The organism is Candidatus Symbiopectobacterium sp. 'North America' (assembly GCF_015762685.1).
In the GTDB taxonomy this organism is placed as follows: Bacteria; Pseudomonadota; Gammaproteobacteria; order Enterobacterales; family Enterobacteriaceae; genus Symbiopectobacterium.
The window spans coordinates 1-8,089 of record NZ_PEHF01000025.1 but is presented as its reverse complement, the minus strand read 5'-3'; the positions used below and the strand labels follow the sequence as shown (position 1 = coordinate 8,089).

Here is an 8,089-nt window from a genome sequence, read left to right as displayed (position 1 = left end):
GCAACATTTTCCATGATGGCCTCTCCTGAAAGAAAAACACCCTGCCAGCGTACCGCTACAGGGGGGGTGACCATCTCATTAGCCCCGCGCGGATTACTCACGGGGCCGTGTGTCTTGTTGCGTCTTAGCGGAGGTTGCCAAAAATACGCAGCAGCATCAGGAACAAGTTGATAAAGTCCAGGTAAAGCGTCAGTGCGCCCACAATGGCATATTTGCGGAAGCTGTCGCGGTCGTCAGCAGAGAGTTGCTCACCGATATTTTTCAGCTTTTGCGTGTCGTAGGCCGTCAAACCCACAAATACCACCACACCGATATAGGTTACAGCCCACATCAAGGCATCGCTTTTCAACCAGATATTGACCAACGACGCCAGCACGATACCGATCAGGCCCATAAACAGCATGCTGCCCAGGCCGCTCAGGTCGCGTTTGGTGGTGTAACCATACAGGCTCATGGCGCCGAACATCCCTGCCGTAATGACAAAGGTGCTGGCGATCGATTGCCCAGAATAGAGGATGAAGATGCTGGAGAGCGTTAATCCGGTCAACGCTGAATAGAGCATAAACAGCCCTGTCGCCACGCTACCGCTCAAGCGCTGTACCATGCCGGAAATCATGAACACCAACCCCAACTGAGCAATGATCAGCCCGAAAAAGGTAATCCGGCTGGAAAAGACGAAACTCATTATCGCGGGGGATTGCGCCGCATACCAGGAAACAAACGCCGTCAGTAATAAACCGCAGGTCATCCAGCCATAAACCTGCGCCATATACGCCTGAAGGCCGCTATTGGCGCGTTCGACTATCGAATCGTCTGAACGAGGCAACCGATCCATGATACTACCTTTACGTTGCTGTCTGGCAGCGCAGACAGAGATTGTGACTCGGGCATGCATCGCCTACCACTAATAAGTGTATCATATGGCACTGCGCTGCATGTGGCGAAAATCACGCCAGCTTCAACGAACGTTAATCAAACGAAGAAGGTGAAACCTCTTGAGCGTTATACCCTAAATAATTCGAGTTGCAGGACAAAAACGTTTACGTTTTGAACAGCGCTTACGCTGGCCCTTTAGGGCGAGGCTCATTTATGAGTCTCGTAACGCGGCAAGGGAGGGAATCCCGATGAGCTTACTCAAGTAATTGATTCGGTTGACAAATCTGCCGGGAGCAGATTTGAACGCCGCGTGCGGCGGCCTCGTAAGAGGTGAGGCCCAGGGATGGGCCGAATAACGAGCGCTGCCAACGCATCTGCAACTTGAAGTATGACGGATATAACTACCAGCGTTGGGCAGCGGCATGGTCACTGTCACGCGCATCCACCCAGCGATCGCCTTCCGGCGTCGCTTCCCGTTTCCAGAACGGGGCGCGGGTTTTCAGGTAATCCATGATAAATATTGCGGGGCGTCAAAGGCCTCCTGACGGTGTGCAGCGCTTACGCCCACAAACACGATTTCATCGCCGGGATAGAGCGGTCCAACGCGGTGGATCACATAGACACGCGGTAATGCCCAGCGTTCTCTGGCTTGCTCAACGATCTCCGCCAGCGCTTTCTCTGTCATCCCCGGATAGTGCTCCAGCGTCAATGCACTCACATCGGAAGCCAGATTATGGTTGCGCACTTTACCGGTGAACGTGACCACGGCACCGTCTTCGTCGCATTGCGCCAGCCACTGATAGGCCAGCCCCACGTCAAACGGCGCAGTGCCGACCTCAATCCGGGTTTCTGGTTGTGGGTTCACTGGCATCATCAGCCTCCGGTTACCGGTGGAAAAAACGCCACTTCATCACCATCGCGTAGCGGGTGTGAAGGCTCGACCAACGTCTGGTTCACGGCTGTCAGCAATTTGCCGGACTCCAGCGCCAGCGCACAGCGTTCACCGCGTGTGACCAACGTCTGACGCAAATCCTCCACGCTGGAAAATTCCGCAGGAAGACTAAGCGAATCCGTTTGCGTCAGTTCACGAACCTGTGCGAAAAACAACACGTTAATCATTGCACCTCCGCCTGAAAATCGCCGGATTTGCCACCGCTTTTTGCCAGCAAACGCACCGGACCAATGATCATGTCTTTTTGCACCGCTTTGCACATGTCATAAATGGTCAACGCAGCTACCGAGGCAGCGGTCAGCGCTTCCATCTCCACCCCAGTTTTGCCGGTTAAACGGCACAGCGATTCGATGCGCACCCGGTTGTGCTCAGGCTCGGCCGTCAGCTCAACGGCAACTTTGCTTAACAACAGAGGATGGCACAGGGGAATCAGTTCTCAGGTGCGTTTAGCCGCCTGAATCCCGGCAATGCGCGCGGTTGCGAATACGTCACCTTTGTGGTGCTGCCCATTGATAATCATCGACAGTGTTTGCGCTGACAGCGTGACGAAGGCTTCTGCACGCGCCTCGCGCACCGTTTCGGCTTTTGCTGACACATCCACCATGGTGGCTTCGCCGGCGGCATTAATATGGGTGAACTGAGATGACATGATTAATTCAATTTCTTTAAATGGGGGAAGAAATTGCACGGTTTTTGCCGGGCATCCAACTGTTCCTGAATGATACGTTCCCAGGCAGTGCGACACGCACGTGTCGAACCGGGCACGGCAAAGATAACCGTTTGGTTTGCAAGACCTGCAACTGCACGGGATTGAAGGGTGGCGGTGCCGATATCCTCATAGGAGACCATGCGAAACAGTTCACTAAAACCGTCAATCGAGCGATCGAACAGCGGCGAGATGGCTTCTGGCGTGACATCACCCGCAGTGAAACCCGTTCCACCATTGATTAGAATCACCTGCACCGTCTCGCTGGCAATCTCGGCGGTAACCTGCGCCTGAATCTGGTAGCGGTTCTCTTTGACGATGGCGCTAGCCACAATCTGGTGCTCGGCTTCCTGCGTCGCTTCGCGCAAATAGTCACCCGAGGTATCATCCTGCGCGGTACGACGCGCAGAAACGGTCAAAACTGCAATTTGCAGCGGAATAAAGTCATCACTGACCTTGCTCATATCACACGCCTCTTAACACGAAAAATCGCTAGAGTAGCTATCAACCAGCGATAAAAGAAAGGTTCTGCGTTATGCCGCTGTTGCCATCATGCAGGAAGTGGGTCTGTTTTTTCAGCGATAACCCACCCGCAATACGCAGCGCCAGGTTGTCCATTTGGCTATCTTCCGCCAACAGATCGCGCAAGGGAATGCCCTGCTCGCCGAACAGGCACAGGTGTAGGTTACCCACGGCGGACACACGCAGACGGTTGCAGCTCAGGCAAAAATCTTTCTCGTAGGGCATGATAAGGCCGATTTCGCCCTGATAATCATCGTGCCGAAACACCTGGGCTGGCCCATCACTGCGGCCGCGCGGCGCCAGTTGCCAGCCTTGGGCCAACAATTTGTCGTGAATGACCGTTCCGGGCAGATGGTGACGGGCAAACAGCTCCCTTCCCTCTCCGGTCTCCATCAGTTCGATAAAACGCAGTTGGATGGGCCTGTCCTTGATCCAGTGCAGGAACGCATTCCGTTGATTATCGTTCACGTCACGCATCAGCACGGTATTCACTTTGACTTTGGCAAAACCGCAGTCAAAAGCGGCATCGATCCCGGCCATCACCTGATGAAACTTATCCTGCCCGGTGATCGCATGGAACTGACGCGCATCCAGACTATCGACACTGACATTCAACGCCGTTAGCCCGGCATCGCGCCATACTGCTACATCGCGCGCCAGCCGATAGCCATTGGTGGTCACCGCAAGGGTTTTAATCGAAGGATTTTCTCGAATGGCGGCTAAAATCTCGACAAAGTCGCGTCTTAACGAAGGTTCTCCTCCGGTTAAACGGAGTTTTTCCGTATCGAGAGCAGCAAAAGCGCGGCTGACCCGACGGATCTCATCCAGAGAGAGAAAACGCTTGGTGGGTGCGCCAGAAGGCTGATAGCCATCAGGCAAACAGTAGGTGCAACGAAAGTTGCATACATCTGTGATCGAAAAGCGCAAATAATAAAACTTGCGCGCAAACGCATCCGTCAATTGACTTAGCATAAACACCTTTCCAAATTCGGGAGGCGCGGGCATTTCTCCCCTGCACCCTGGTGACCTCAAGGGTCACGGCCAGAGCACCCTATGACGCAGTCACTGCCACATCACTTAGGCACAAAGGCTAGGAGTCTGATTTCATCAAAGAAGAGTCTAGCGTTACTCACGCGCTACGTCACCCAGATATTCGTTATATATTTATGTAACTATATTATATATAAAGATTTTTATATTCGACAGGCCTTCAGCATAGTCGAAAAGAGGCGGAAAAAATTGTCGTAAATCATCCTGAGGCAAAGATTTTTGGTTTTTTTCGCCTTTATGAGAGAAATCAGCTACCTTAGCCACGTGAATTCCCCCTCTTTTGCAAAAGGTCTCTATGCGCAATCGCACGTTAGCCGATCTCGACAAGGTTGTCGCGCTGGGTGGCGGGCACGGCCTCGGTCGCGTTATGTCATCACTTTCCTCCCTGGGTTCACGACTCACCGGCATTGTGACGACCACCGATAATGGCGGTTCGACGGGAAGGATCCGCCGCGCAGAGGGTGGCATCGCCTGGGGGGATATGCGCAACTGCCTGAATCAACTGATCACCAGCCCGAGTGTGGCCTCCGCCATGTTTGAATACCGCTTCACCGGCAGCTCGAACTCGCCGGGCACAATCTGGGCAACCTGATGCTCAAAGCCCTGGATCATCTGAGCGTGCGGCCGCTGGAAGCCATCAACCTGATTCGTGGGCTGCTGAAAGTGGATGCGGTGCTGATCCCAATGTCAGAACAACCCGTCGATCTGGTCGCTACCGACACCGGAGGAAACCAGATCGACGGTGAAGTGCAAATAGACAATCTGAACGTACTGCCACAGGAGCTGCAACTCCACCCGGTGGTCAAGGCAACGCAGGAAGCGATTGATGCCATCGACCAGGCCGATGTGATCCTGATTGGTCCGGGCAGCTTTCTGACCAGTCTGATGCCCCTGCTGTTGCTGGACGATCTGGCGCGTGCCCTGCGCTGTACGCCAGCGCAGATGGTGTATATCGGCAATCTGGGACGAGAACTCAATCAGGCTGCAGCCCATATGACGCTGGCACAAAAGCTCGCCATGATCGAAAACAAGGTGGGGCGTAAAGTGGTGGATGAAGTTATCGTGAGTCCACACACCTCGGTGCAGGGCATCAACGATCGTCTCATCGTACAGCAGCCATTAAGTGCGGCCGACGTGCCGCACCATCACGATCGCGAACTGCTGCGCCAGGCGCTGGAAATTACCCTGCAACGTCTGAGCTAACCGTACTACAGCCGAGGGCTATTCCCCGCGCAGCCACGGCGTATGGGTAACACCAACCAAAATGCCTTCCGGGCTTAGGAAACTCGTTACCCACTGCCCCCACGGTTCGAGTCGGTTATCTACCAGCAAGGTATATCCCGCCCGTTTAACCGCAGCTGTGGCGGCCACCATATCAGCAACCTCAAACTCCAACCAGGTTTGCGGCACGGTGACATCATCCGGTCAGCGCTCAGTGCCGAAGCAGGAGTGGCTCGCCTGCGCCAACGGCCACAGCGCAAAGTGTTTCACCCCATCGAGCGTATCGGCAACCAGATAATCACTCGATTCTCCCAACGATTTAAGCGGCAAATGTAACGTGTCCAGATAGAGCGATCGACTGGCCACCGCGTCCGCAAAGATAGGGCCGAAGCCCGCGATAAACAGTACATCTACATCGGGTAGAGAAAATGTCATGTCGGTCCTTGCTCCACAGGGAAATCAGGATGCGGCGATAAATCGTTCACGTAAGGCATGAATCTGGTCACGCAATGCCGCAGCCTCTTCGAACTCCAAATTCTGCGCATGCTTCATCATTTGACCTTCCAGTTCACGAATCTTTTGCTCCAACGCTTTTGGCGTCAGTGCATGATATTCTGCGGCAGGCTCAGCGGCTTTACGACCGGTACGACCTTTGCCTTTCGGCATAGGTTGCCCCAATTGCAAAATATCGTCGATTTTCTTGTTAAGACCGGTAGGCACAATCCCGTGCGCTTCGTTATACGCCTGTTGCTTCTCGCGTCGCCGCTCCATTTCCTGAATGGCACGCTGCATCGAAGGCGTTATCTTGTCGCCATACAGAATGGCTTTACCATTAAGGTTACGTGCGGCACGGCCGATAGTCTGAATCAAGGAGCGTTCCGAACGCAGGAAGCCCTCTTTGTCAGCGTCGAGGATGGCTACCAGTGACACCTCTGGCATGTCCAACCCTTCTCTGAGCAGGTTGATACCCACCAGCACATCAAATTCGCCCAGTCGCAGGTCACGGATGATCTCAACGCGCTCGACGGTATCGATGTCCGAGTGCAGATAACGCACGCGCTCGCCGTGTTCTTTCAGGTATTCGGTGAGATCTTCCGCCATGCGTTTGGTTAAGGTGGTGACCAGCACGCGTTCGTTCAACGCAACGCGTTTGCGGATTTCAGACAACAAATCGTCCACCTGCGTCGCAACCGGACGCACTTCCAGTAGCGGGTCAAGCAGTCCCGTAGGGCGCACCACCTGATCGACGACATCACCGCCGGAATGTTCCAGTTCGTAATTACCGGGTGTCGCCGAAACATAGATAGTTTGCGGTGCGAGCGCTTGAAACTCCTCAAACTTCATCGGCCTGTTGTCCAACGCTGACGGCAGACGAAAACCATATTCGACCAGCGTTTCTTTACGCGCCCGGTCACCGCGGTACATGCCGCCCAATTGCGGGATAGTCACGTGGGACTCATCGATCACCAGCAATCCATCGGCAGGCAGGTAGTCAAACAACGTTGGCGGCGGCTCACCCGGTCCGCGCCCAGAGAGATAGCGCGAATAGTTTTCGATACCGGAGCAATAACCGAGTTCGTTCATCATCTCAAGATCGAATTGAGTACGCTGTGTCAGCCTCTGTTCTTCCAGCAGTTTATTGTTTTCCAACAATACCTTGCGGCGCTCAGCGAGATCCACCTTGATATCTTCCATCGCCTGAAGAATACGCTCACGCGGCGTCACATAGTGTGTTTTCGGGTAGATGGTATAGCGCGGCACCGTTTGTAGCTGCTGGCCAGTGAGCGGATCGAACAGCGTCAGGCGTTCAACCTCTTCATCGAACAGCTCGACGCGCAACGCAATCTCATCGGATTCCGCCGGAAAAATATCAATCACTTCGCCGCGCACACGGAAAGTACCACGCGTAAAGGCCTGATCGTTGCGCGAATATTGCAGTTCGGTCAGTCGGCGTAAAATCGAGCGCTGATCGATAATCATGCCGACCGTCAGGTGCAGCATCATTTTCAGATAGAGATCGGGATCGCCCAACCCATAAATAGCAGAGACCGACGCCACCACCACCACATCGCGCCGCTCCAGCAGCGCTTTGGTGGCTGACAGACGCATCTGTTCAATATGCTCGTTAACCGATGCGTCTTTCTCGATAAAAGTGTCCGAACTGGGCACATAGGCTTCGGGCTGGTAGTAATCATAGTAAGAGACGAAATACTCAACCGCATTATCAGGGAAAAACGCTTTCATCTCACCATAGAGCTGCGCCGCCAGCGTTTTGTTGGGCGCCAACACCATTGTGGGGCGGTTTAGATCCGCAATCACGTTGGCAATGGTAAAGGTTTTTCCCGAACCGGTTACCCCCAGCAACGTCTGATGTGCCAACCCCGCCTCCAGTCCCTCTTCCAGCAGACGGATCGCTTCAGGCTGATCGCCTGAGGGGGTAAACTCGGAGTACAGTTTAAAGGGTTTGCTCATGAACAACCTGCCAGAAAGTGGACCAAGCGTCGCGAAACCAGGCAACGCACAGTAACATTCAACAATAGTGTGAGGCGTCAAGCATAGCACTAACAGTGCGCCCCAGAAATTCGTTTACCCACAGTATACTGGATATAAAAGGGTCTTCCCCTATCATGGTGGCACACACCCTCAATCAAGTATAATTATCTACACTTGTACCTTCCCAAAGGAGGTATTTATGCCCCCCTAAACTTATCACCGCGACATTCCCCCTTATCTTCGAATTCTTTTTCAACAGCTAGTATTCA

At 53.7% G+C, this 8,089-nt stretch carries 5 protein-coding genes, 4 pseudogenes and 1 riboswitch; of the genes and pseudogenes, 1 reads left to right on the top strand and 8 read right to left on the bottom strand.

The features are described 5' to 3' along the window. Positions 1–124: 124 nt before the first annotated feature. The 6 genes and pseudogenes from CS369_RS05560 to moaA form a co-directional block, all read right to left on the bottom strand. Positions 125–835, bottom strand: a complete 711-nt coding sequence (locus CS369_RS05560; protein WP_196906331.1) for a Bax inhibitor-1/YccA family protein — start codon at positions 833–835, stop codon at positions 125–127. A 442-nt stretch (positions 836–1,277) separates the two neighbouring features. Beyond that, positions 1,278–1,747: pseudogene (gene moaE, locus CS369_RS05555) on the bottom strand (molybdopterin synthase catalytic subunit MoaE). Positions 1,748–1,749: 2 nt separating this feature from the next. Further along, positions 1,750–1,995: a molybdopterin synthase sulfur carrier subunit gene (moaD, locus tag CS369_RS05550; RefSeq protein ID WP_196906330.1), complete on the bottom strand. Its 246-nt coding sequence runs from the start codon at positions 1,993–1,995 to the stop codon at positions 1,750–1,752. Next, positions 1,992–2,477: pseudogene (gene moaC, locus CS369_RS05545) on the bottom strand (cyclic pyranopterin monophosphate synthase MoaC). The gene moaD and the pseudogene moaC overlap by 4 nt, the downstream one beginning before the upstream one ends. Positions 2,478–2,479: 2 nt before the next feature. After that, a complete protein-coding gene (gene moaB / locus CS369_RS05540; RefSeq protein ID WP_196906329.1) occupies positions 2,480–2,998 on the bottom strand; it encodes a molybdenum cofactor biosynthesis protein B in 519 nt (172 codons plus the stop codon). Between the two features lie 40 nt (positions 2,999–3,038). Further along, on the bottom strand, positions 3,039–4,028 hold the full coding sequence (gene moaA / locus CS369_RS05535) for a GTP 3',8-cyclase MoaA (RefSeq protein WP_196906328.1): 990 nt from the start codon (positions 4,026–4,028) through the stop codon (positions 3,039–3,041). Further along, positions 4,016–4,165: riboswitch (molybdenum cofactor riboswitch) on the bottom strand. Its footprint overlaps the gene before it by 13 nt. A gap of 236 nt (positions 4,166–4,401) precedes the next feature. On the opposite strand from moaA, the pseudogene yvcK reads away from it, so the two are divergent. Beyond that, a pseudogene (gene yvcK / locus CS369_RS05530) lies at positions 4,402–5,309 on the top strand (uridine diphosphate-N-acetylglucosamine-binding protein YvcK). Between the two features lie 18 nt (positions 5,310–5,327). On the opposite strand, the pseudogene CS369_RS05525 reads toward yvcK, so the two are convergent. Both CS369_RS05525 and uvrB read right to left on the bottom strand, forming a co-directional pair. Continuing rightward, positions 5,328–5,762: pseudogene (locus tag CS369_RS05525) on the bottom strand (glyoxalase). 24 nt (positions 5,763–5,786) lie between these two features. Next, positions 5,787–7,799 (bottom strand): excinuclease ABC subunit UvrB, encoded by a 2,013-nt coding sequence (gene uvrB / locus CS369_RS05520; RefSeq protein ID WP_196906327.1) that lies wholly within the window; start codon positions 7,797–7,799, stop codon positions 5,787–5,789. Positions 7,800–8,089 lie beyond the last annotated feature (290 nt).